The sequence below is a fragment of the Streptomyces flavovariabilis genome, assembly GCF_000725785.1.
Classification (GTDB): domain Bacteria; phylum Actinomycetota; class Actinomycetes; order Streptomycetales; family Streptomycetaceae; genus Streptomyces; species Streptomyces hawaiiensis.
This window is the reverse complement of record NZ_JNXD01000009.1, coordinates 54,897-76,558: the sequence shown is the minus strand read 5'-3', so window position 1 is coordinate 76,558 and position 21,662 is coordinate 54,897. Positions and strand designations below refer to the sequence as shown.

The 21,662-nt window shown below is 70.9% G+C and carries 21 protein-coding genes; 12 read left to right on the top strand and 9 right to left on the bottom strand.

The window, feature by feature from the left end; all coding sequences use genetic code 11:
- Positions 1-78: 78 nt before the first annotated feature.
- The 4 genes from IO24_RS0117340 to IO24_RS0117320 all read left to right on the top strand — a co-directional run bounded on the left by IO24_RS0117340 (position 79) and on the right by IO24_RS0117320 (position 3,336).
- Positions 79-606 (top strand): DUF4232 domain-containing protein, encoded by a 528-nt coding sequence (locus tag IO24_RS0117340; RefSeq protein ID WP_031136709.1) that lies wholly within the window; start codon positions 79-81, stop codon positions 604-606.
- A 796-nt stretch (positions 607-1,402) separates the two neighbouring features.
- On the top strand, positions 1,403-1,714 hold the full coding sequence (locus tag IO24_RS0117335) for a hypothetical protein (protein WP_234335247.1): 312 nt from the start codon (positions 1,403-1,405) through the stop codon (positions 1,712-1,714).
- Between the two features lie 222 nt (positions 1,715-1,936).
- Positions 1,937-2,704 carry a restriction endonuclease gene (locus tag IO24_RS0117330; RefSeq protein ID WP_031136704.1) on the top strand — a complete coding sequence of 256 codons (768 nt, stop codon included), beginning with the start codon at positions 1,937-1,939 and terminating at the stop codon, positions 2,702-2,704.
- Between the two features lie 206 nt (positions 2,705-2,910).
- Positions 2,911-3,336 (top strand): DUF6003 family protein, encoded by a 426-nt coding sequence (locus IO24_RS0117320; RefSeq protein ID WP_031136703.1) that lies wholly within the window; start codon positions 2,911-2,913, stop codon positions 3,334-3,336.
- A 217-nt stretch (positions 3,337-3,553) separates the two neighbouring features.
- Here IO24_RS0117320 and IO24_RS0117315 read toward each other — a convergent pair whose 3' ends face one another.
- The 3 genes from IO24_RS0117315 to IO24_RS0117305 all read right to left on the bottom strand — a co-directional run bounded on the left by IO24_RS0117315 (position 3,554) and on the right by IO24_RS0117305 (position 6,401).
- Positions 3,554-4,225, bottom strand: a complete 672-nt coding sequence (locus tag IO24_RS0117315) for a hypothetical protein (protein WP_031136701.1) — start codon at positions 4,223-4,225, stop codon at positions 3,554-3,556.
- A gap of 271 nt (positions 4,226-4,496) precedes the next feature.
- Positions 4,497-5,702: a glycoside hydrolase family 64 protein gene (locus tag IO24_RS0117310; protein ID WP_031136699.1), complete on the bottom strand. Its 1,206-nt coding sequence runs from the start codon at positions 5,700-5,702 to the stop codon at positions 4,497-4,499.
- Between the two features lie 99 nt (positions 5,703-5,801).
- A complete protein-coding gene (locus IO24_RS0117305; protein ID WP_031136697.1) occupies positions 5,802-6,401 on the bottom strand; it encodes a DUF998 domain-containing protein in 600 nt (199 codons plus the stop codon).
- A gap of 138 nt (positions 6,402-6,539) precedes the next feature.
- Here IO24_RS0117305 and IO24_RS0117300 point away from each other — a divergent pair, with 138 nt between their 5' ends.
- The 6 genes from IO24_RS0117300 to IO24_RS0117275 all read left to right on the top strand — a co-directional run bounded on the left by IO24_RS0117300 (position 6,540) and on the right by IO24_RS0117275 (position 11,306).
- Positions 6,540-7,538, top strand: coding sequence for an inorganic phosphate transporter (locus tag IO24_RS0117300; RefSeq protein ID WP_031136695.1), 999 nt, complete (start codon positions 6,540-6,542; stop codon positions 7,536-7,538).
- 19 nt (positions 7,539-7,557) lie between these two features.
- On the top strand, positions 7,558-8,172 hold the full coding sequence (locus IO24_RS0117295) for a hypothetical protein (RefSeq protein WP_045296369.1): 615 nt from the start codon (positions 7,558-7,560) through the stop codon (positions 8,170-8,172).
- A gap of 27 nt (positions 8,173-8,199) precedes the next feature.
- Entirely contained in the window at positions 8,200-9,003 is an 804-nt protein-coding gene (locus IO24_RS0117290; protein WP_031136691.1) for a DUF817 domain-containing protein, read from the top strand.
- Between the two features lie 125 nt (positions 9,004-9,128).
- Positions 9,129-9,959, top strand: a complete 831-nt coding sequence (locus IO24_RS0117285; protein WP_031136689.1) for a PP2C family protein-serine/threonine phosphatase — start codon at positions 9,129-9,131, stop codon at positions 9,957-9,959.
- Between the two features lie 60 nt (positions 9,960-10,019).
- On the top strand, positions 10,020-11,021 hold the full coding sequence (locus tag IO24_RS0117280; protein WP_031136688.1) for an MASE1 domain-containing protein: 1,002 nt from the start codon (positions 10,020-10,022) through the stop codon (positions 11,019-11,021).
- A 60-nt stretch (positions 11,022-11,081) separates the two neighbouring features.
- Entirely contained in the window at positions 11,082-11,306 is a 225-nt protein-coding gene (locus tag IO24_RS0117275) for a hypothetical protein (RefSeq protein ID WP_338055577.1), read from the top strand.
- Between the two features lie 15 nt (positions 11,307-11,321).
- On the opposite strand, the gene IO24_RS0117270 is transcribed toward IO24_RS0117275, so the two are convergent.
- The 3 genes from IO24_RS0117270 to IO24_RS0117260 form a co-directional block, all read right to left on the bottom strand.
- Entirely contained in the window at positions 11,322-11,981 is a 660-nt protein-coding gene (locus IO24_RS0117270) for a YceI family protein (RefSeq protein WP_031136685.1), read from the bottom strand.
- Positions 11,982-12,170: 189 nt separating this feature from the next.
- Entirely contained in the window at positions 12,171-12,986 is an 816-nt protein-coding gene (locus IO24_RS0117265; RefSeq protein WP_031136682.1) for a hypothetical protein, read from the bottom strand.
- Between the two features lie 89 nt (positions 12,987-13,075).
- On the bottom strand, positions 13,076-14,341 hold the full coding sequence (locus IO24_RS0117260; protein WP_031136681.1) for a glycosyltransferase family 4 protein: 1,266 nt from the start codon (positions 14,339-14,341) through the stop codon (positions 13,076-13,078).
- Between the two features lie 217 nt (positions 14,342-14,558).
- Here IO24_RS0117260 and IO24_RS0117255 point away from each other — a divergent pair, with 217 nt between their 5' ends.
- Positions 14,559-16,277 (top strand): VanW family protein, encoded by a 1,719-nt coding sequence (locus tag IO24_RS0117255; RefSeq protein ID WP_031136679.1) that lies wholly within the window; start codon positions 14,559-14,561, stop codon positions 16,275-16,277.
- 116 nt (positions 16,278-16,393) lie between these two features.
- The gene (locus IO24_RS0117250) at positions 16,394-17,788 is read left to right on the top strand and encodes a hypothetical protein (RefSeq protein ID WP_031136677.1); all 1,395 of its coding nucleotides are present in this window, start codon (positions 16,394-16,396) and stop codon (positions 17,786-17,788) included.
- A 46-nt stretch (positions 17,789-17,834) separates the two neighbouring features.
- On the opposite strand, the gene IO24_RS0117245 is transcribed toward IO24_RS0117250, so the two are convergent.
- The 3 genes from IO24_RS0117245 to IO24_RS0117235 all read right to left on the bottom strand — a co-directional run bounded on the left by IO24_RS0117245 (position 17,835) and on the right by IO24_RS0117235 (position 21,542).
- Positions 17,835-18,617, bottom strand: coding sequence for a carbonic anhydrase (locus tag IO24_RS0117245; RefSeq protein WP_031136676.1), 783 nt, complete (start codon positions 18,615-18,617; stop codon positions 17,835-17,837).
- 164 nt (positions 18,618-18,781) lie between these two features.
- On the bottom strand, positions 18,782-21,001 hold the full coding sequence (gene katG / locus IO24_RS0117240) for a catalase/peroxidase HPI (RefSeq protein ID WP_031136675.1): 2,220 nt from the start codon (positions 20,999-21,001) through the stop codon (positions 18,782-18,784).
- A gap of 103 nt (positions 21,002-21,104) precedes the next feature.
- A complete protein-coding gene (locus tag IO24_RS0117235) occupies positions 21,105-21,542 on the bottom strand; it encodes a Fur family transcriptional regulator (protein ID WP_031136673.1) in 438 nt (145 codons plus the stop codon).
- Positions 21,543-21,662: the final 120 nt, after the last annotated feature.

Sequence of the window (21,662 nt, the reverse complement as noted above, 5' to 3'; positions counted from 1 at the left end):
GGTGGGACGCAGCGCGGAACAGGCTGAGGCCGTCCAAGCAGTCCGCTGGACAACCCACTTCGCACCATGGAGATCTCGATGCGTTCGCGCTTTGCCGCTCCCTCCGCCCGCCTCGCCCTGGCCGCAGTCGCCGCGGTGGCCGTCACCGCCACCGCGACCGCCACGGCCACCGCCACGGCCGACAGCCGAAGCACCACCGTGCGGGCCTGCGTGACCAAGGACCTGACCTACAAGGTCAGCCTGAAGACACAGGCGGGCGGCTACTTCCTCGTCACCGCCAAGGCCAAGTCCGGCGTCACCTGCTACCTGGAGGGCGTCTTCCCCTCCGCCTCCTTCGGCTCCTCCGCCGACACCGAGGTGGCGCCGGCCGAGGATGCTGTCAGCGAGAGGGTCACTCTGTCCGGCTCCACCGCCGCCTACGCAGGCATCGACCCCAAGACCACGAACGACGACAACGGCAGGCAGTTCGACTTCCTCCACCTCTCCATCGCAGGCGACGAGACCAACGCCGTCTCCCTCGCCCTCCCCGAGACCGTCACGGTCGACCGGCCCATCGCCACCAACTGGCACAGCGACCCCGCCGACGCCGTCCCCTTCTCGGACTGACCTCACGTCGGGCGGCCGTGCCGGGTCCGATGCCGGCAGCGTCACTGCTCGGCGGGGCGGCTCCGTACCCCCTGCCCTGGTGACGAACCGGCGCCCGCCGCCCCCGGCCGAGGGACACACCGTCGGCCGGGGGCGCGGCCCGTCCTCGGCGGCACAGGCCGTTTGCCGTAACGGCAAGATGGCGTGCCGAACCTTGGGCGCCTGCCAGGACTGAGCGCATACGGGCACAAGGAGGCCTGATGGGCACCACCGGTGCGGCTCCAGGGCGCTCGCGAGGCGGTCGTCGACACGACCGGTGGCGGACTCGCGTTGGGCCGAGGGCCGTCGGCCGCCGGTCGGGCCGCGTACACGCCGTCCCGGAACGCGAGCCCCCACGGAGCCGGTACCCGTCAAGGCCCCGGCCCCGGCCCCGGCACCATGCCGGACCCGCGACGGGACATCGAGCGTCGCCTATCAACGCCCGCCGGCGCCGACTCGCGGAACGGGCCCGCTCCTGAGCCGCAAGGAAACTCAAGGCGGCACGCAAGCCCGAGCCTCAGCCGGCCGAAGCACCCACGGCGGCCCCCGCACCCCGGTTCTCGGCGCTGTGGTGCCTGTGCCCTCATGGTGGTGACCGACGCCGGTCGCGGGCAAGAGCCGCGGTGCGGCCGGCTGTGGCAGGATGCCGGCATGGTTCTGATCCGAAAGGGCAATGCCGCGTAGGCGCCCGAAGGCCGTCCGCGACGAGCGGTGGCGGCCCCCCAAGCACATGCCGGTCCGGCGGATTCCGTCCGTATCAGCCCGAACTCGTGCAGCCGTGCGGCGTGTTGAGGCCGAACATCTGTGGCCCGACGCCGTTGCTGTTGCGCTCCTCCGCTTCGAGTGCGCCTTCAGGCAGCCGGGGCGTTTCCTCGACGAACCTTACGAAAGTCCCGGCATCGAGATCGAGGACGGCCGAGACGACCTGGAAGTAGCCCTGCGGCACCTGCCCGGAGGCGCCCGGGCGGATCTGGGCCGCCTGGTGGCGCGGATCGACGCGGAGTTCGAGCGCCGCACCCTTCCGAAGCCGGGCCGGGTGAGCGAGTGGACTGCGGGGCGCTGGTGGTGGTGGCGCATTCGGGAACGGTGACGACGCGGTGCTGGAGACCGGGCGGGCCGCAGGCGACCGTCCCGTCGTCTGCCGGATGGCGGGGTCCGCAAAGGCGCGCCGCCATTCGACTGCGGCGGCTGTGCGAGTGCGCGGCGGCAAGCTCGGGTGGGGCGTCACACACTGCGGCCGGAGCGGTGAAGGAGGTGATCTTGGGCAGACGGTGGGAGTGATCTTGCTGTTGATCCCAAGAGGGGGGATGTCGTGACAGTGCCCACGCGTCGTACACCGTCGGCGAAGCGCCGCCGGTACGGGTTCGATCTTCGATCGACCGCCCTGTTCTTCGTGCTTCTCGCGGTGGTCGTGAGCGCCCTGGGCCTCGCCGCCCGTGTGGCGGCGGGCGCTGTCGAGCGGCACCCTGCCTGGGTGTTCGCACTGGTCGTGACTGGTGTCGCGGGCTGCCTGGGCCTGCGGCGACGGATGCGCGTGGCGGGTGTGGCTCGCCGGGCCGCCGCAGCGCTCGACGAGGCGGCCAGGGAAGCGGCCGAGGAGCTGGAGACTGTGACGGTTCCCCCTCAGCGGACGTCCGTTGAGGCCGCCGTCGACTACGACGCCCTGACACCGGAGGAGTTCGAGGAGGCGGTCGCCGCGCTCTGCGAACGCGACGGATGCTCCGGGGTCGAGGTCGTCGGAGGCGCCGGGGACCTGGGCGCCGACGTCATGGCCGCGACTCCCGACGGGCGCCGGATCGTCATCCAGTGCAAGCACTACAACGAGTCCCATCGGGTCGGCTCCCAGGATATGCAGCGTTTCGGCGGCACGTGCTTCACTGTGCACGGGGCCGACGTCGCCGTGCTGGTCAGCACGAGTGACTTCACGGCGCCGGCGCTGGAGTACGCCGAGCAGTGCGGGATCGTGTGCGTGGACCGGGCGACCCTGGAGACGTGGACGGACGGCACCGGTCCCCTGCCCTGGGAAGCCGCGCCGGGCGGCGGGGCGGGCGGGTGGGAAACCACTGCTGCCGAGTCCTGAGGTGTGCGGGCGGGGCGATGCCGTGGCGTCACTGGCCCTCGCCTCGTACATCGGCCTCCCCCTCACCGAGACCCGGCGCCGTGCCGCCGCCCCCGAGTGAGCGCGCCTCGTCCGGGTGGCCTTCCCCATCCGTGGTGATCTGGAGGTAATCCGGGCGCGGCGGGGTAATGGGATGTCGATCAGCACCCCGTTGGAAGGAGCCGAGGATGACCGACGACGCCTACCTGTTCCTGCTTGACGACGCGTCCGCGCAGCTCGGCGTGGCTCCGGCCGCAGTCGGTGAACTCGCGTGCATGGAGACTCCCGCGGTTCGTGCCTGGCTCGACGCCCAGGGAAGCACGCCCACCTCACCGCACCTGCGTCTGCTGCCGCCGGAGGAGACGGCGGCCGTGCCCGAGGGTGCGGAACGGCTGCCCGTCCCGCTGAGCGAGGAGGAGCTGAACCGCCTCCGCCACCAGATGGCACCGGAGCCGCTGGCCCGGCTCGAGGAGGAACTGCTCGCCTACCGTGACTGCGCGGGCGGGCGGGACGGCCTGATCGGACGCGCGCTGGCCGCCGGCGTGGCCCCGCACCGCATCGTCGAGCTGACCGGGGTGGATCCCGCCACGGTGACCGCCGCCGCAAGCAGTTGACGGCGCCGCGGGCAGTCTTCGCCCGTCGCCCGGTTCCAGCGGTCGGCCCCGCCGGGCGAGAACCATCCGGCGGGGCCGACCGGCATGCGCGCTGGCCGCACGGCGCCCAGTGGCCCGCCGCTCCTGTCCAGCGCCTTCGTGCCGGTCGACGCGATGCCGGGCTGGTTCCGGCCCGATCGCACGGCTGCGGCGAGATCCTCGGCCAAGGCGGACCGGGTCAGCCGCTGCGGGTGAAGACCTTGTCCTGGGTGGAGCCGCCGGCGCACAGCTTCTTCTCGTCGGCCGTCATCTTGCGGGACTTGACCACGACCGCGCTGTGCTTGCCGTCCGTGCCGTTCGGGGCCGGGCCGGTGACCGTGTCGGGCACGAACCAGTAGTAGTGGCCCCACTCGGGGTCGTCGTAGTGGGTCTGCCACGTGCCGGATATCTGCCGCATCACCTGGGCGCGGGAGATCCAGCCCACTTCTCCCGGCTTCACCGTGACGGTGAAGGAACTCGTCTCCGTGTGCGAGCTCTGCCAGGTGTAGTTGTACGTCGCGGTCACACTGGCCGTGATGATGCCCTCGATGCCGCCGCCCACGGTGACCGAGCCTCCCACCGAGTGGGAGGAGCCCACGGTGTCGGCCCATGACATCGACTGGGAGGCGGGCGAGTCGGTGCAGTTGAAGAGGAGTTCGGATGCCTGCCGGGGCTCACCGAGGTAGGCCTTGCCGAGCTGCGGGGAGTTGAAGCTGCACTTTCCTTCTCCGGAGGCGCAGTCGGCCATGATCTGCTCCGCGGTGGGCTGTTCCTCGGCCGCGGCCGGCACGGCCGTCGCAATCACCCCGAGTGCGGTCGCCGTCAACGCGAGCGTGCGGCTGCCGTACCGCAGGGCGTGGTTCATCGTCATCGTGGTGCCTCTCACCATTGCGTGGGGGGAAAGTGACCACAAGTTGCCCTTGCTCCGGCGGGGTTTGCAGTCACTGCGTGATGCCAATGAGGCTCACGTAATCGACAGCCGAGCTACACCAAGAGTTGGCAAAGTTGTAATTGATTTCACAACTGATGAAGAGCCAACTTCGTTGTCCTCAGGTCGATTTGGGCGCGGGTCCGGCGGGCGAATACGACAAGGCCGCCGGCACCGCGACCAGTTCACGGTGCCGGCGGCCGGCGAAGACGTGTCAGTTGAGGGGATCGAGCGTGAGGTAGGCCTGGCGCGGGCTGCCGTCGTGGACGAGTGATTCGTGGTGGCCGACGTCGTCGAAGGCGAAGGCGTACGCCTTTCCGTCCGCCATCCGGGCGTGGATCTTTCGCGCGTAGTGATTGGTGACGTTGTCCTTGTAGAAGTCGGCGGCGCCGGCATCGGGCTGGTTGGGGTTGACCAGCAGCGTGGAGCGGTTGAAGCCGGCGCACAGGGTGCGCGAGACAGGGCCGCGTACCTCGTCGTTCGGGGCGTCGAGCTTCCTGTGACAGCCGAAGACGGAGGAGGCGTCCGGCTTCTGGAAGCTGGTGACGACGGCACCGGCGCCGTTGGTGAAGTTCATGACGCCGCCGGAGACCCGGCCGTAGTACTTGGTGCCGGGCCGGTCGGCGAACGGGGTGACCGTCAGGGTCGAGGTGGAGTACTTCTGCCAGACGCGGTTGACGTAGTCGTCCATGACAGTGGCCGGCAGAGCGCCGGTCTCCAGGCCGTACAGCGGTGACAGGGCGCGCAGCACGGTGCCGTCGGGACGGGTCTGGATCAGGTTGGCCCAGCCTCCGGGCTGCCCCCTGAGGGCGTCGAAGAAGCCCTTGTATCCGCCGGGCCTGAGCCGGCCGGTGCTCGCTGTGCTGCCGTCGGCTCGTTGCACGCCCACCGCATAGGGAGCGGAGAACATGTCGACCTGTGTGCTGTTGATCCACAGGCCGGCGTCATTGAGCGTGTACTCCGACCAGTTGAACAAGATGTTCCGGTTGGGGTCGGTCGGGTTCTGCACGGCGGGCTGGACCAGGCCGCCGGTGGTCAGCTTGAAGACCAGTTTCTGGCCGTAGGAGAAGTACACACGGCCGGAGAACTTGGGCATGCGGATCGTGGCCGACTGTCCTGCCGCCGGCCCTGGGATCGAGGCGTCGGGGGCAGGGGTCGGTGGGTTGCCGCCCGCCGGCCAGGGATGGAAGGTGCCTGCCGCGTCGGCCCAGCCCTGCCGTCCGGTCGAGAGTTCCGTGCCGAGGTTGTAGATGTACAGCTGCTCACCACGGGCCGAGTTGTTGGTGATCTTCAGAGGGATCGTCGCCGGGACGGCGGCGTGGGCCGGCGCGCCCGTTCCGGTCGCCAGCAGTGAGCCGGCGAGGATCGTGGCGAGGGACAGCCCCGCAGCCGTGGCCCGGCGCCTGAGAGTTCGCAACACGCTCTGCCTCCGTTCGACGGTTGGCCGATTCGAGAAATTCTGAGAGCGCTCTCAGAGTTGCGGCTTGGTCCGTACCTGTCAATGCTTGTGACCGCTCGGTCAGCTCGGGGGCCCGTCTCGCGGGGATTCGCGCAGGCAGGAGAGGACGACCACGAAGGGCCAGACCGACTGGAGGGTCGTCACGGCACGCTCGGCCACGCCGGCCACACCGCGGAGGTGCAGCTCGATCAGGAACCAGGCCGCGCCGGCCGCCATCACCGCGGTCGCCCCGAGGGAGGGCAAGGGGCGCAGGGCCCACGGCACGGCGATACCGGCCCGGGCTGCCAGCACGGGCCATGCCGCCAGGAGGGCGAAGGCCACGGCGGCCACGGAACCGTGACTCAGGGAGCCGCCGCTGCTCGGCACCGGGAACATGGCCACCGCCAGCGCCGACACACCTCCGGCCGCCAGCGCCATCCGCCCTGCGGTCCCCGCCGGGCGCAGGCCCCAGGCCGTCATCAGATGGCAGAACCCCAGCGCGATGAACGCGGCCGTCATCACCCAGGACCCCGAGCTTCCAGGGGCCGCCAGGACGCTGATCGTCTGGGCGGCGGGGTCGTACGGTGGCCCCTGCAGCGACGCCGCCACCAGCCAGCCCATGATCAGGAAGATGGGCGCACATCCCGAAGACACCAGCGTCCATGTAGGTACAGATCGCATCAGGACACCGTAAAGCGGTACATCCGCCTCCCCGAGTTCCTTCGAACGGCTCGCCCCGCGTGGCGTACTCGCACAGCCCACTGCGCCTGTGGAGCGCACGATGGAACCGTGCGGCCGGGCGTCGAAAGGTGATCGGGCATGGAGCTCACTCTCGTGGTGCTGATCATCATCGTGGGTCTGACGTTCGACTTCACCAACGGCTTCCACGACGCCGCGAACGCGATCGCCACCTCCATCTCCACCAGGGCCCTGACACCGCGGGCGGCGCTGGCCATGGCCGCGGTGATGAACTTCTGCGGCGCCTTCCTCGGAACCGAGGTCGCCCAGACCGTCGGCAGCGGCATCATCGGGGCCCCCGAGGCGACGTCAGGACTGCTGCTCGTCCTGTGCGCACTCATCGGCGCCATCGGGTGGAACGTCTTCACGTGGTGGCGGGGGCTGCCCACCTCCTCCTCGCACGCCCTGATCGGCGGACTGGTCGGTGCCGCGCTCGCCGCGTCCGCCACGGTGCACTGGTCGGGCATCCTGGACAAGGTCATCCTGCCGATGCTGCTGTCCCCGCTGGTCGGCGTGGTGCTCGGGTACCTGCTGCACACGGGCATCCTGTGGCTGTTCCGCCGGTCGGCACCCCGGCGCGTCATCCGGCGGTTCCGTATGGCGCAGACCGTCTCCGCCGCCGCCATGGGTCTGGGGCACGGGTTGCAGGACGCGCAGAAGACCATGGGGGTCATCGTGCTGGCGCTCGTCACGGCCGGCTGGCAGGACGACTTCTCCGTGCCGGTGTGGGTGATCGCCGCCGTGGCGCTCGCCATGGCCGCCGGTACGTACAGCGGGGGGCGCCGCATCATCACCACCCTGGGGCGGCGCATCGTGCACCTCGATCCGCCGCGCGGGTTCGCCGCCGAGACCGCTGCCGCGGCCGTCCTCTACACGACCGCGTTCCTGGTGAAAGCGCCGATCTCCACGACGCAGACGATCACAGCGGCCATTCTGGGCGCCGGCGCCACCCGGCGTTTCTCCGACGTACGCTGGCAGGTGGCCCGTTCGATCGGCACCGCCTGGATCCTCACGTTTCCCGGCGCCGGGATCCCGGCAGCAGCGCTCTATCTCTTGCTGCACTCCGTCATCCCTCTGTGATCACAGCCGGAGGCCGTCCATGACCGCTCTTCCTGGCCGTCCGGCGTCCGTGGAGGCCCCTGCCCGGATCCCGGACGGCCTTCCGATGCCCGGGCGTTTCACCCATCTGCACCCGGACGACGGCGCCTGTCTGATGGAGGCCGCCGCCCTGCTGGCCTCCGGCCGCTTCACCGACAGCCCGGCCGGGACCCATCCGGTGCTCGCGGGCCTGGCCCGGGTGGTCAACGACAGTGTCGGTGACGACGCCCGGCACGCCTTGCGGCCGCTGGCCGCCGACCTCGCCGATGCCTACCCCGCGGGCCGTGACTACCCGCCGCTGCTCGTCGGCAGGGTCGTGGACGCGGCATGCCGGGTGCGTCCCGCGTCGCGGCGCCTGGCGCGGCGCGGCCGTGCGTGCCGGCGAAGGGCCGGGAGGCTCGCCCACGCGCCCGCGGGTGGCCCGGCGGGCCGCATCGCCGATCTGCTGTGGTGGCGCGGGCCGGGGCGCCGGCACCTCGAGCAGGCGCTGGGGGTGCTGTGCGCCGCACCGGAGGCCGATCAGCTGCTGTCCCTGCTGCTGCGGCAGGCCGTGGCGCAGGCGCGGGAGTGCGCGGGCGGGCGGGCTCCGGTCAGGGAGGTTCGCTGCAACCGCTAGGCGCACGGGGCCGTCCTACAGGGCACCATGATCCCTGCAAGCATCGACGGCCCCCTGGCCGCACCGATTCGCCAGCTGCTCGCATTCGCCTGGATGCAGACGCGGGCCTGCGCGTTCGCCATCGCTCTGCTGTCCGGTGTGGCCGTGTCCGCGCTACTGCCCGAACTGCCCGTGGCGCGATACGACCTGCTGGTCGTCTACGGGGTGCTGCTCACGCTGGTGTTCTGGGCGCGCGGCTGGGAGAGCGGGCGGGACATCGCCGTCATCGCGGTCTGCCACGTCATCGGTCTGGCCTTCGAGCTGGTGAAGGTGTCGCTCGGCTCCTGGAGCTACCCGGAGCCGGCCGTGCTGAAGTTCGCCGGGGTCCCGTTGTACGGCGGGTTTCTGTACGCGGCTGTGGGCAGCTACCTCTGCCGGGCCTGGCATCTGTTCGATCTGGAGCTCGTGCGCTATCGGCCGCGGGCGACGGCCGTGGTCGCCGCTGCCGTCTACATCAACTTCTTCAGCCACCACTGGCTGCCCGACGTGCGCTGGGTGCTGGCCGGGCTGCTGGTGGCCGTCACCCTGGGGACGTCGGTGCGGTTCACGGTGCGAGGGGTGCGCCGGCGGATGCCGCTGGCCCTGTCGTTCGTGCTGATCGGGTTCTTCCTGTGGGTGGCGGAGAATCTGGCGACCTTGGTCGGCGCGTGGCGCTACCCCTATCAGGAGCACGGCTGGGAGCCGGTGGGGGTGGCGAAGTTCGGGGCCTGGGCGTTGCTCATCAGCGTGACGTTCGTGCTGGCGGCGGTGGGGCGGCGTCCGGGTTCCGAGGCGGAGCGGGAGGCGCGGTGAGGGCCCTTCAGGAGGCGTGAGGTCGTCGCGAAGGCCGCCGCTTGAGTATCATCCTATGGACGTAAATCGGGTGATTTGCCTTCTCGGGTCGTCACCTACCGTGGCCTTCCTCGCCGGAGTGATCCATGTCCCGCACCGGCACGACGGACGACGGCGACGAGCTGCTGACCAGGCTCGGGGCCCTGACGGCTCAGGCGCGTGCGCAGGCCGAGATGCAGCGGTCCCGGGTCGAACTGGCGATCGCGCTGCAGCGCGGCATGCTGCCGCGGGACCTGCCCGCCGCCCGGCGGCTGCATCTGGCCGTGCGGTACACGCCCGCGTGCCAGGGCCTCAACGTGGGCGGCGACTGGTACGACGCCTTCACCCTGGGGGACGGCCGGATCGGTCTGGCCATCGGTGACGTGCAAGGCCACAACATCGAGGCCGCGGCCTTCATGGGGCAGGTGCGGGCCGGGCTGCGGGCCCTGGCCTCGGTCACCAGCGAACCCGGCGAGGTGCTGGCCCGGACCAACGAACTGCTGCTGTCCCTGGGCTCCGATCTGTTCGCCACCTGCACGTTCATGCGGCTCGACCCGTGTGCCGGGGTGCTGGAGAGCGCGCGGGCCGGACATCTGCCCTGCGTCTGGGCCACGGCGGACGGGAAGTCCGGCATCACCGACGACGAGGGCGGGCCGCCCCTCGGGGTGCAGCCGGGGACGCCGTATCCGGTGACGCGGTACGAGCTGACGACGGGCGGCGTGTTCGTGCTGCTCACGGACGGTGTCGTGGAGGGGCCGTCGATGCGGCTGGAGGAGGGCCTCGACCAGGTGACGCGGCTCGCGGGCATCGCGGCGGTGGCCGGCATGGACGTGGACGCGCTCGCGGCCGCCGTGATCAAGGGTGCCGAGCGCGTGGGGCACGACGACGACGCCGCCGTCCTGGTGGTCGGCCTCGACGGGCCGGACGCTCAGCCATAGGGCCGCACACCGCCCGTCCCCGCCTCGCCGAGGCGGCGGCCTCGGTGTCTCATGGCTGCTGTGGTGGGTAGCAAGGATCTGCGTACGCCGGTCGCCGTCGCTCTGCAGACGCTGACCGTCGCCGCCTGCTACTACGCGTCGGGACAGCTGGGGCTGTTGCGGGAACTGGTCGTCGAGGGAGCGGTCGTCACCCCCATCTGGCCGCCCACCGGCGTCTCGGTCGCCTGCCTGCTGATCCTCGGGCTGCGCTGCTGGCCCGGGATCGCCCTGGGCGCCTTCTTCGTCATCCTGTCCCTCACCTCCCTGACGCCCTCGGCTCTGGGCGTCCTGGCGGGCAACACCGCCGCGCCGGTCGCGGGGTACCTGCTGCTGCGCCGGGCCGGTTTCCGCACCGATCTCGCGCGGCTGCGGGACGGTCTCGCCCTGGTCTTCCTGGGCGCGTTCACCGCCATGCTGATCAGCTCGACCACCGGCGCCGGCATCCTGATCGCCACGGGCAAGATCGAGTGGCCGGGCTTCTGGGCGGTGTGGCTGGCCTGGTGGGTCGGCGACGCGATGGGCGTGCTCATCGTCACGCCGGTGCTGCTCCTGCTGTCCCGCGTGCGCCTTCCCCTGCCGGTGTCGCGCTGGAAGGAGGCCGCCGGGCTCGCGGTCATCGCCTGCTGTCTCGTGCCACTCGCCGCGCAGAGCTCCGTCAGTCTGCTGTTCCTCGTCTACCCCCTGCTGATCTGGGCGGCTCTGCGGTTCCAGCTGGCCGGCAGCCTGCTGTGCGCTCTGTTCGCCTCGGTCATGACCACGGTGGCGGCGACCGACCGGGTCGGGCCGTTCGAACGGCTCGGCCGGGTCGAGGTGATGGTGAAGCTGCAGGCCTTCAACGGAGCGATGGCGCTCACCGCCCTGATCCTGTCCGCAGTGATCACCGAGCAGATCCACACCCGGCGTTCCGTGGAGAGCGCCTGCCAGGAGCTGGTCGAGGTCCTGGAGCACCTCACCGCGGGCGAAGCGGCGGACGGCCGGGCTCCTGTGGAGGACGGCGGGCTCGGGCGGCGGCAGGAGGAGTGACGGGCCGAGGCGCCGGGCCCAGGGACGGTGGTTACGCCCGGCCCGCCCACCGGCGCGGCGGTGACCATCACGACGATCTCGCTGGACAGCGGCACCGGGCCGGTGGTGTTCGCCGTGAGGCGCCCCGCCCGGCCCTGCGCGTGGAGGGTCGTGACCATCGGCCCCGGCGCACAGCGCGCCCTGCGCGGCCGGAGCGGTGTGCGGTGCACGCCGCCGAACGACGGGGTGCTCACGCTCGGCCCGGCCACGTTCCGGTTGGTGGCCGGGGCCGACGCCGCGTCGTGAGATCCCCTGGGGCGGTCAGCCGCCCGGCTGGGGCGTGCGGATGGCGGCGATGTCGAGCTGCAGGCGTACCTTCTCGCTCACCATCGCGCCGCCCTCGGCCAGCCTGCTGTTGTACGTCAGGCCCCAGTCCGAGCGGTTGATGGTGGTGGTGCCGTCGAAACCGACCCGGTCGTAGCCGAAGGGGTCGGTGACATTTCCGATGTAGGTCATGTCGAGTACGACGGGACGGGAGACGCCTTTGATGGTCAGCTCGCCCGACATGCTGAACAGGTCCGCGCCCGTCTGCTCCACCGCCGTGCTGGTGAAGCGCATACGCGGATACGTCGCGGCGTCGAGGAAGTCACGGCCGACCAGGTGCGCGTCGCGTTGTTCCACTCCGGTGTCGACGCTGGAGGTGAACAGAGTGATGTCGGCTCGTGACCGTGTGGGGTCGTACGCGTCGAAGTAGAGCCGGCTTTCGTACTCCAGGAAACAACCGCGCACGGTGGTCACCATGGCATGCCGGACGGAGAAGCCGATCCTGCTGTGCGCGGGGTCGACGACCCATTCACCGGACAGACTGGCCAGGTCGGGGTCCGGCAGCACGGCAGTGGAGGATGCCGGTGCGCCGGCGGGGCGCTGTGGGGGGAGCTGTGCCTGCCGGCGGGACGGCACAACGCGGTTGAACAGGTTCATGATTCATCTAGGTACTTGAGTTTGGTTATAGCCGCAAGTCCCCGCCCGATCTGCGGCTGTTGAGAACGAGCCCCTACCCCATTTGCCGCCGCTTTGCACAAAATCCACACATGGCTGTCGCGGCGCATCACCGAAACGGCCATCCGAAACTCCAGGGATTTTCATGTCGGGCATATCGGCGAATCGGTCTTACGTCACCTCTATCGCGAGGTCGTTGTCGACGGTGTAGTAAGGGCGGAAAGCGGATCCGTCCGTCTCGATCGCCGGGTAGACGTACACGTGCTTGCGGTCCGCCACGTCGTCGAGCAGCCGGCCGACCCTGATCGGTGGCGTCTCGGCGGTGGGGCGGACGAGGACGTCCCAGATCCGGGCCGCTCCCCCACCGTCGTCCGCCAGGTCCCCGGGGCCGACGGTGAAGGAGAAGCCCCTGCCGTCCTCGTCGGTCCGGGGGCGGAGGCTTCGTACGGTGTCGGTGCCCCGCAGGCGCAGACGCACGGTGGCGTCCTCGCGGAGCTCGGCACCGTGCAGGCGGGCCGTGACCGTCATGGCGCGGTTCGTGACGTCGATCGTGCGGGCCTCCGCGTGGGCCGTGCGCCGCCATGCCCTCAGGGCGAGGAAGCCGTCCTTCGTGGCGTACGGGATCCTGACCGCGACCGGCGAGGGGCGGTCGCGCAGGTGGCCGTCGACGAGGGCGCGCAGATCCCGCAGGCCGGGGCGCAGCCGTCGGCGTTCGGCACCGGGTTCCGGCAGCAGGTACACGTCCCAGCGGCCCTCGTCGAGACACGGGTGCGGTTCCAGTACCGCGTGCCGGTGGCCGTCGGACCGGCCGAGCTCCAGGTCGAGGACGTGGCGGGTCGTCTCGGGCCGGCCCTTCTTGGGCCGCAGCCGCAAAAGCAGCTGGGGGTGTGCGCCAGGGGCCGGCGGCAGGCGGAAGGTGATCCGGCCGTCGGTGTCGATCGCGCAGTCGGCGCGCAGGTGGGTGTCGCGCTGCGGGCTCGTGGTCATGCTCTCCGGCGTACTCGGCGTCGCACCCTGACGCGGCTCGCCCGACGTCGCGCCCTCGGGCGTGCTGGTCATCCTGTCCTCAGGCGTGCTCATCGGCGTCCCTTCCGTATCGAACGCAGTACACCGGCGGCAGCGGCGTGGGCGGCGTCGCGGGCAGCGTGGCCCCGGCCGGTCAGGGCGCTCTGCGTGCGGTGGTCCTGCGGGGTGGCTGTCCGGCCGGTGCTCCTGGCCGCGGCGGCGGTCTCCAGGAGGCGTTCGGCCTGGGCGACGACGGGGCCGGGGGCGAAGCGGCGCGCGTTGTCCAGGGCGGCCCGGCTCATGCGGCGGCGGCGCTCGTCGTCGCCGACGAGTCCCAGCAGGGCCGCCGCCAGGGCGTCGCGGTCCCCGACCGGTACGAGCCGGCCGTCGGTTCCGTCCTGGATGATCTCGCCGGGGCCGTAGGGGCAGTCGGTGCTGACGACGGGCAGTCCGCAGCGCATCGCCTCGACGATGGTCATGCCGAACGGCTCGAAGTTGGACGCGGCCGCGCCGATCGAGCCCTTGGCCCACTCGGCCTCCATGGGGGTGGCGGCCCCCATCAGGAACACGTTGTTCCACAGGCCGAGCCGCTCGATGAGCCGGCGCAGGCCGGCCTGTTCCTCCCCTTTGCCGTAGATGCGCAGCTGCCAGTCCGGGTGCACGGCGGCGACCTGGGCGAACGCCTCGATGAGGAGGTCGTAGCGCTTGACCGGAACCAGGCGTCCCGCGGCGATCACCACCTTGGCGGTGCTGTCGGCAGGGGGCAGGGCGGGGTCGGGGACGCTGTTCGGGAGGGCCTCCACATGGACGCCGGGCAGCCACATCTTGCGCCGGTAGGCGGCGGCGTCCGCTTCCGTGACGGTGGTGATCACGTCGAGGCGGCGGTAGGCACGGCGCAGGGCGGTGCGCAGCCGTGGCGAGTGATTGTCGAGCGTGAGGTGCTCCTGGCCGACGCGCAGGACGTGCTGCGGGGCCTGGCGGGCGATGTGCACGTTGAGGCCCGGGCGGGTGCCGATGACGACGTCGGCGTCGAGTGCCGCGAGGCACTCGCCGATGCGCTGGTCGGTCAGCTCGCTGTACTGGTGATGGCGGTACTCGGCGGGCGGGAACACCTTCGCCGGTCTCTGGTGCAGCGGATGGTCCGCCTCCTTGCGCAGGTCCACCAGCGCCCGCAGCCGCACCCCTGGGTGCGGGACGAGGTTGGGGTGCTCCCGGTGACGTAACGCGGAGACGATCTCCACGTCGTGCCGCTCGGCCAGGGCCCCGGCCAGGTTGAACGTGGTGGTGATCGTGCCTCCGATTCCGTAGGCGTTATGAATAAGGAAAGAGATCTTCATAGTGGCCTAGACCGTGCCAACGACCGGTTCGTTGTTCGCCGTTACCACTCTGTGGCCGTGCCCGGTGGCCGGGCCGGTCCGGCCGATTCCGGAATGATCTCGGGCATAAGTGGTCTGGGCCATACCGGTATGCCCCTGATATGTGGATAGCTTGATGTGTTTGCCCGCGCATCGTCGCGTCACCGGGTGCACCCTCGTATCGATCTTCAGGAGACCCATGCGCCCCCGAACAGCCTCCGTCCCGCGCATCGCCTCCCTCCCGCCCGTCGCCCTGGCCGGCGGCGCGCTGGCCGTGGGGGTAGCAGGTCTGTATCTCGCCGGCCTGCTCCTCACGGGCGGAGAGATCGACTCCGGTACGACCGTCCGCGGGGTGGAGATCGGGGGGCTGAGCCGCGCGGAGGCGGTGCGGAAGCTGGAACGGGAGCTGGGCGCGGCAGGCACCCGGGACCTCCTGGTGAAGGTCGGTGACCGCACGGGCAGGGTCGACCCGGAGCGCGCGGGTCTCTCCTACGACGTCCGGGAGACCGTCGACCGGGCGGCGCGCACCGGCGCCGATCCGATCAGCGTCTTCGGCGGGCTCTTCCGCTCGGGCGGCGACATCGAGCCGGCCGTGAGCCTCGACGAGGGCAAGGCGCGGGCGGCCCTCGGGCAGCTGGCGAAGGGGCTCGACCAGAAGGTCAGGGACGGCGGCGTCGCCTTCGACGGCGGACGGGTGAACGCCGTGGCACCGCGGACGGGGTACGCGCTGGACGTGAACGCCGCGGTCCGGCCCCTGCGTGACTCCTTCCTGCGGGGTGACACCGGTACGGCCACTCCCCTGCCCACCCGCGAGATCCGGCCGAAGGTCACCGCCGGCGAGGTGGAACGTGCGGTGCGCACCTTCGCGGAGCCGGCCATGTCGGGCCCCGTCACGCTCACCGCGGCCGGCAAGAGGTTCACGGTCGGCCAGGACGCGCTGAGCGGCCATCTGACCATGCGGCCGGACGGCAGCGGCGAACTGATACCCGAGCTCGACGCGAAGGGGCTGCGCGCGGAGCCCTCCGTGGCCGGTCCGCTGAACGACATCACCACGACCGCCGAGAACGCGAAGCTGCGGCCGGAAGGCGACAGGGCCGTGGTGGCCGAGGACGCCACGGTGGGCCGGTCGGTCACCGACAAGGCACTGGGCAAGGCCGTGCTGGCGCTGCTCGGCAAGCCGGGCGCCGCCCGCAGCGGCGAGGTGGAGGTGCGCGAGACCCGGCCGGAGGTGACCCGCGAGAACGCCGCGGAGCTGGGGCTGACGGAGAAGATGTCCTCCTTCACCGTCCACTTCGAACCGGCCGAGTACCGCACGAAGAACATAGGCCGGGCGGTGGAACTCATCAACGGCTCCGTCGTCAGGCCGGACGAGACCTGGAGCTTCAACCGGACCGTCGGTGAGCGCACCGAGGCCAACGGCTTCATGGACGGCATCATCATCCTCGACGACAAGTTCACGAAGGCGTCCGGCGGCGGGGTCTCGTCCGTGGCGACTACCGTGTACAACGCACTGTTCTTCGCCGGGGTCAAGCCCGTGGAGCACGGAGCGCACTCGTTCTACATCGAGCGCTACCCGGAGGGCCGCGAGGCGACGGTCGCCTGGGGCAGCCTGGATCTGCGGTTCACCAACGACTCCGGCAAGGCCATCTACATCCAGGCCGAGTCCACCGACACCTCCGTGACCGTCTCCTTCCTCGGCACCCGCAAGTACGACGAGATCAAGTCGGTCACGGGTCCGCGCACCGAGGTGAGGAAGCCGGAGAAGAAGGTGAGCGACGACAAGGAGTGCGTGCCGCAGACACCGCTCGAAGGGTTCGACGTCACCGTGGAGCGGGTCTTCTACAACGACGGCCGGGAAGTGAAGCGGGAGCCGCACCGCACGCATTACACGCCGCGTGACGAGATCGTCTGCGAGTGATCCACTCCCCGTTCGCCTTCTTCGGCAACTCTCCCTTCAGAACAGAGCGTTGACCCGGCAGCACCGCGCCAGCACAATGAGCGCGCACTGAGTGAGAGCGCTCTCAAGGGAGATCCATGACTGGCAGACAAGGCCCGGCGCTCAGCCGGCGTTCGCTCATCGGTGCCGGACTCGGCATCAGTGCCGCGGGGCTCACCGCCGCCGGTTCGGGGCAGGCCCTCGCGGCGGCGGGCTCCCCGGGTGCGCGCCCCGCATCGGCCCCGGCCCGGGGGCACGCCTTTCTCGCCGCCGCCATGGACGCCTACCCCGGCCACGGCAGCATCCGCCTGACGCAGAGCTACACCGACCAGGCAGGCCTGTTCAGCACGGCGTTCACCTACGACAACGCCCTCGCGATCCTGGCCCACCTGGCGGCCCGGACCTCGGCCGGCCTGACCAGGGCCAAGGCGCTGGGTGACGCGCTGCTCTACGCCCAGGGCCACGACCCGGCGTACGACGACGGCAGGCTCCGGCAGGCCTACAACGTCGGGCCGTACACCTTCTACGACGGCTCGCTCCAGCCCGACGGTTTCGTACGGGCGGACGGCACCGCCAACGTCGGGACGCAGTTCGGCTTCACGGGCACGGCCGTGGGCGACATGGCCTGGGCGGGCATCGCGCTGAGCGCCCTCGCCCGGCGTACCGGGGCGCGCCGCTTCCTCGGCGGTGCCGTGCGGATCGGCGAGTGGATCGAGCGGACCGGCCGGACCGACGAGCCTCTGGGCGGCTTCAAGTTCGGGGTCGACGGGGCGAATCAGAAGCTGCCGTTCACCTCGACCGAGCACAACACCGACCTGATCTGCCTGTTCGGCCGGCTCGCCCGGCTCACCGGCGACCGTGCGTGGCTGGAGCGGCGTGGGCGGGCCGAGGCCTTCGTGCGGCGGATGTGGGAGCCGTCCGGCGGTTTCTTCTACACCGGCACCAACGACGGTGTCACGGTCAACACGTCCCCGGTCCCGGAGGACACCCAGACCTGGACGCACCTCGCTCTCGGCTCGCGCCGCCACTCCCGTTCACTGGACTGGGCCGCGGCCGAGCTGGCCGTCCTGGACCACTCCGGCCGTGTCAACAGCACGGTGCCCGCGGGGCAGTCGTACGAGGGTGTCACCTTCAGCTCGGCGAGCCTCCTCGCGAACGAAGACGCCCCGATCGCGACCGGCCAGCCCAGGCCCGACCGCAACGGCGTGTGGTTCGAGGGGACGGCTCACCTCGCGCTCGCCCTGCGCGACCGGGGGGCGCGGGGCGACGAGGCGCGCGCCCGGCGTCTGATCGCGTCCACCGAGAAGGCCCAGGATCTGCTGGGCGGCGGCCAGACCGTGGGCGGGAAGCCGCTGCCCGAGCGCTGCGGTGTGGTGTCCGCGAGCAGTCCGCTGGACACCGGATTCGGCTTCGGCTACTACCCGTACCGGCACACGGGGGCGACCGCCTGGTACCTCATGGCGGCGGCGCGGTACAACCCGCTGCAGGTGTGAGGGGGCGGCCCGGTCCGCTGCCGGGTGCGGCGGACCGGGCGGGTGGTCAGGCCAGGCGGTGGACCGCCTGGGTGGTCAGTTCGTAGCGGGCACCGACGATCTCCAGCGCGCCGGTGCCGATCCTGGCGGCCAGTTCGGGTTCCGCGGCCAGCCGGGAGCGTACGAGCCGGACGTTGGCGCTCACGGTCGCGTCGATCCGGGCGTCCCCGTCCTTGCCGTGGTCGATGGCCGGGCCTATCTCATCGACGAGGTACTGCATGTGGGCGGGCAGCGTGGTTCCGGACTGCTCCGCCTCGACGGCGGCACGGACCGCGCCGCACGACTGGTGTCCGAGGACGACGACCAGGGGTATGCCGAGTTCCAGGACGCCGTAGGCGACGCTGCCGAGGACGGCCTCGTCCAGCACCTCGCCGGCGGTGCGCACGGTCATCAGGTCGCCGAGGCCCTGGTCGAAGACGAGCTCCGGGGGCACGCGCGAGTCGATGCAGCCGAGCACGACCGCGAAGGGGTGCTGGCCGGTGGCCAACGTCCGGCGCAGGGTGGGGTCTTCGTGCGGGTGGCGTTCCCGGAAGGCTCGCCAGCGGCGATTGCCCGCGGCCAACTCGTGCAAGGCTTCGCCGGGGGTGCCGGGCCGCGGGTGTGTGTCCCGGACCGGAGTGGCGGCGGTGGCCGGCCGGGCGGCGCCGAGGCCCGCGCCGAGCGCTGCGGCCCCGGTCAGGGCGGTGCGCAGAAGGGTGCGGCGGACGGTGCCGCCGGTGGTGGGCCGTGCAATGGAGAAGGGGTGCGGTGCACGGCCGGCGCCTCTGTGGGCAGCGGAGTCTGTGTTCACGACCCGAACGTATGCCCGGCTTCGGACACAGGCGCGTTTCTTGCCCTTTCATGGTGAGAGTTGGGTAAGTGATGTTCTTACCTTGAACGGATTTTGACGATCCCTCAGGCAACGCAGGACGCCCCGGGCCGGCCGGCCCGGGGCGTCGGGTCATGCGATGGTGATCAGACCAGGTCGAACCGGTCCAGGTTCATGACCTTGACCCACGCCGCGACGAAGTCGTTGACGAACTTCTCCTTCGCGTCGTCGCTCGCGTAGACCTCGGCGAGCGCGCGCAGCTCGGAGTTCGAGCCGAAGACCAGGTCGGCGCGGGAGCCGGCCCACTTGACCTCGCCGGTGGCGGCGTCGCGGCCCTCGAACGTGGTCTGGTCCTCGGTCGTCGACTTCCACGTGATGCCCAGGTCGAGCAGGTTGACGAAGAAGTCGTTGGTCAGCGAGCCGGGCGTCTTGGTGAAGGCGCCGAGCTGGGACTGCTGGTAGTTGGCGCCCAGCACCCGCAGGCCGCCGACCAGGACGGTCATCTCGGGGGCGCTCAGGGTGAGCAGGTTCGCCCGGTCGAGCAGCAGGAACTCGGCCGGCAGGCGGTTGCCCTTGCCGTGGTAGTTGCGGAACCCGTCGGCGGTCGGCTCGAGCGCCTCGAACGACTCGGCGTCGGTGTGCTCCTCCGTCGCGTCCACACGGCCCGCGGCGAAGGGGACCTCCACCTGGAAGCCGGCTTCCTTGGCGGCCTTCTCGACGGCGGCGGTGCCGCCGAGGACGATCAGGTCGGCCAGGGAGACCTTCTTGGCGCCGGAGTTGAACTCCTGCTGAATGCCCTCGAGGACCCGAAGGACCTGCGCCAGCTCGTCGGGCTCGTTGACTTCCCAGCCGCGCTGCGGCTCGAGGCGGATACGGGCGCCGTTGGCACCACCGCGCTTGTCGCTGCCGCGGAAGGTGGATGCCGAGGCCCAGGCGGTGGACACCAGCTGCGAGACGGACAGGCCCGACTCGAGGAGCTTGGTCTTCAGGGTCTCGACGTCACCGGCGTCGATGGCCTCGCCCTCGGCCTCCGGCAGCGGGTCCTGCCACACCAGGGTCTCCGCCGGGACCTCCGGGCCGAGGTACAGCGACTTCGGACCCATGTCACGGTGGGTCAGCTTGAACCAGGCGCGGGCGAAGGCGTCCGCGAACTGCTCCGGGTTCTCGTAGAACCGGCGGGAGATGGGCTCGTAGATCGGGTCGAAGCGCAGCGCCAGGTCGGTGGTGAGCATCTTCGGACGGTGCTTCTTCGAGGAGTCGTGCGCGTCCGGGACGATCTCCGGGGCGTCCTTCGCCACCCACTGGTTGGCGCCGGCCGGGCTCTGCTCGAGCTCGTACTCGAACTCGAAGAGGTTCTTGAAGAAGCCGTTGCTCCACTGGGTGGGCGTGCTGGTCCAGGTGACCTCGAGGCCCGAGGTGATGGCGTCGCCGCCCTTGCCCGTGCCGTAGGTGCTGCGCCAGCCCAGGCCCTGCTCCTCCATGGAGGCGGCCTCGGGGTCGGCGCCGACGTTGTCGGCCGGGCCGGCACCGTGGGTCTTGCCGAACGTGTGGCCGCCGGCGATCAGGGCGACGGTCTCCTCGTCGTTCATCGCCATGCGGCGGAACGTCTCACGGATGTCGCGGGCCGCGGCGATCGGGTCCGGGTTGCCGTTGGGGCCCTCGGGGTTGACGTAGATGAGGCCCATCTGGACGGCGCCGAGCGGGTTCTCCAGCTCGCGGTCGCCCGTGTAGCGCTTGTCGTCGAGCCAGGTGGTCTCGGGGCCCCAGTACACGTCCTCCTCGGGCTCCCAGACGTCCTCGCGGCCGCCGGCGAAGCCGAAGGTCTCGAAGCCCATCTGCTCCAGCGCGACGTTGCCGGTGAGGATCATGAGGTCGGCCCAGGAGATGCTCTGGCCGTACTTCTTCTTCACGGGCCACAGCAGGCGGCGGGCCTTGTCGAGGTTGCCGTTGTCCGGCCAGCTGTTGAGCGGGGCGAACCGCTGCTGGCCCTGGCCGGCGCCGCCGCGGCCGTCGCTGATGCGGTAGGTGCCCGCGCTGTGCCAGGCCATACGGACCATCAGGGGGCCGTAGTTGCCGAAGTCGGCGGGCCACCAGTCCTGCGAGGTGGTCAGCACCTCGGCGATGTCCTGTTTCACGGCCGCGAGGTCGAGGGCCTGGAAGGCCTCGGCGTAGTCGAACTCCTCACCGAGCGGGTTGGCGACCTCGGGGTTCTTGGCAAGGATCTTCAGGTTGAGGCGCTCCGGCCACCACTGACGGTTGCCTCCCCCCTGGGTCGGGTGCAGGGCGCGGCCGTGCGCCACGGGGCAGCCGCCGCTCGTCTCCTCCTGCTTCGGGTCGGTGACGATCGCGTCGTGGTTCTCAGTCATGGAAATCCTTCCGGACGGGGTGGATCACGGTGCTCGGGTGGATCACGTGCTCAGGAACGCTCGGGTGGATCACGTGCTCAGGAACTGCGGGCGGATCATGTGCTCAGGAACTGCGGGCGGTGGAGCAGGCGGGGCACAGGCCCCAGTAGATGACCTCGGCCTCGTCGACGGCGAAGCCGCGGTCGTCGGACGCGGTCAGGCAGGGGGCGTGGCCGACCGCGCAGTCGACGTCGGCGACGGCCCCGCAGGACCGGCACACGAGGTGGTGGTGGTTGTCGCCGACCCGTCCCTCGTAGAGGGCCGGGCTGCCGGGTGGGTCGAGGCGGCGTATCAGTCCCGCCGCGGTGAGTGCGTGCAGCCCCTCGTAGACGGCCTGGACGGAGATGTGGCCGACGCGGCCGCGCACCTCGGAGGCGATGGCCTCGGCACCGAGGTGGTCACCGTCCCGCACGGCCTCGAGCAGCGCGACGCGGGCGGCCGTCACTCTCAGGCCGGCACCGCGCAGCTCCTCGGCGGTGGGCGGGTTTCCGGATGCGGTCATGCGGTCAACCTAGCCACACAAACACGACTGGTTCAAGAAAACGAACGGTTCAATTTTGGTGTCGTGCGCGTAATGCCGTGCGGGACGGCCCACTTGAGGTGTGTGAGGTCAGTCACAGTC

Excerpts from the sequence above, each read along its gene's own strand:
- IO24_RS0117340 (WP_031136709.1), top strand. The coding sequence starts at position 79 with ATGCGTTCGCGCTTTGCCGCTCCCTCCGCCCGCCTCGCCCTGGCCGCA.
- IO24_RS0117320 (WP_031136703.1), top strand. The coding sequence starts at position 2,911 with ATGACCGACGACGCCTACCTGTTCCTGCTTGACGACGCGTCCGCGCAG.
- IO24_RS0117315 (WP_031136701.1), bottom strand. The coding sequence starts at position 4,225 with ATGACGATGAACCACGCCCTGCGGTACGGCAGCCGCACGCTCGCGTTG.
- IO24_RS0117305 (WP_031136697.1), bottom strand. The coding sequence starts at position 6,401 with ATGCGATCTGTACCTACATGGACGCTGGTGTCTTCGGGATGTGCGCCC.
- IO24_RS0117300 (WP_031136695.1), top strand. The coding sequence starts at position 6,540 with ATGGAGCTCACTCTCGTGGTGCTGATCATCATCGTGGGTCTGACGTTC.
- IO24_RS0117295 (WP_045296369.1), top strand. The coding sequence starts at position 7,558 with ATGACCGCTCTTCCTGGCCGTCCGGCGTCCGTGGAGGCCCCTGCCCGG.
- IO24_RS0117290 (WP_031136691.1), top strand. The coding sequence starts at position 8,200 with ATGATCCCTGCAAGCATCGACGGCCCCCTGGCCGCACCGATTCGCCAG.
- IO24_RS0117285 (WP_031136689.1), top strand. The coding sequence starts at position 9,129 with ATGTCCCGCACCGGCACGACGGACGACGGCGACGAGCTGCTGACCAGG.
- IO24_RS0117270 (WP_031136685.1), bottom strand. The coding sequence starts at position 11,981 with ATGAACCTGTTCAACCGCGTTGTGCCGTCCCGCCGGCAGGCACAGCTC.
- IO24_RS0117265 (WP_031136682.1), bottom strand. The coding sequence starts at position 12,986 with ATGACCACGAGCCCGCAGCGCGACACCCACCTGCGCGCCGACTGCGCG.
- IO24_RS0117260 (WP_031136681.1), bottom strand. The coding sequence starts at position 14,341 with ATGAAGATCTCTTTCCTTATTCATAACGCCTACGGAATCGGAGGCACG.
- IO24_RS0117255 (WP_031136679.1), top strand. The coding sequence starts at position 14,559 with ATGCGCCCCCGAACAGCCTCCGTCCCGCGCATCGCCTCCCTCCCGCCC.
- IO24_RS0117250 (WP_031136677.1), top strand. The coding sequence starts at position 16,394 with ATGACTGGCAGACAAGGCCCGGCGCTCAGCCGGCGTTCGCTCATCGGT.
- katG (WP_031136675.1), bottom strand. The coding sequence starts at position 21,001 with ATGACTGAGAACCACGACGCGATCGTCACCGACCCGAAGCAGGAGGAG.
- IO24_RS0117235 (WP_031136673.1), bottom strand. The coding sequence starts at position 21,542 with ATGACCGCATCCGGAAACCCGCCCACCGCCGAGGAGCTGCGCGGTGCC.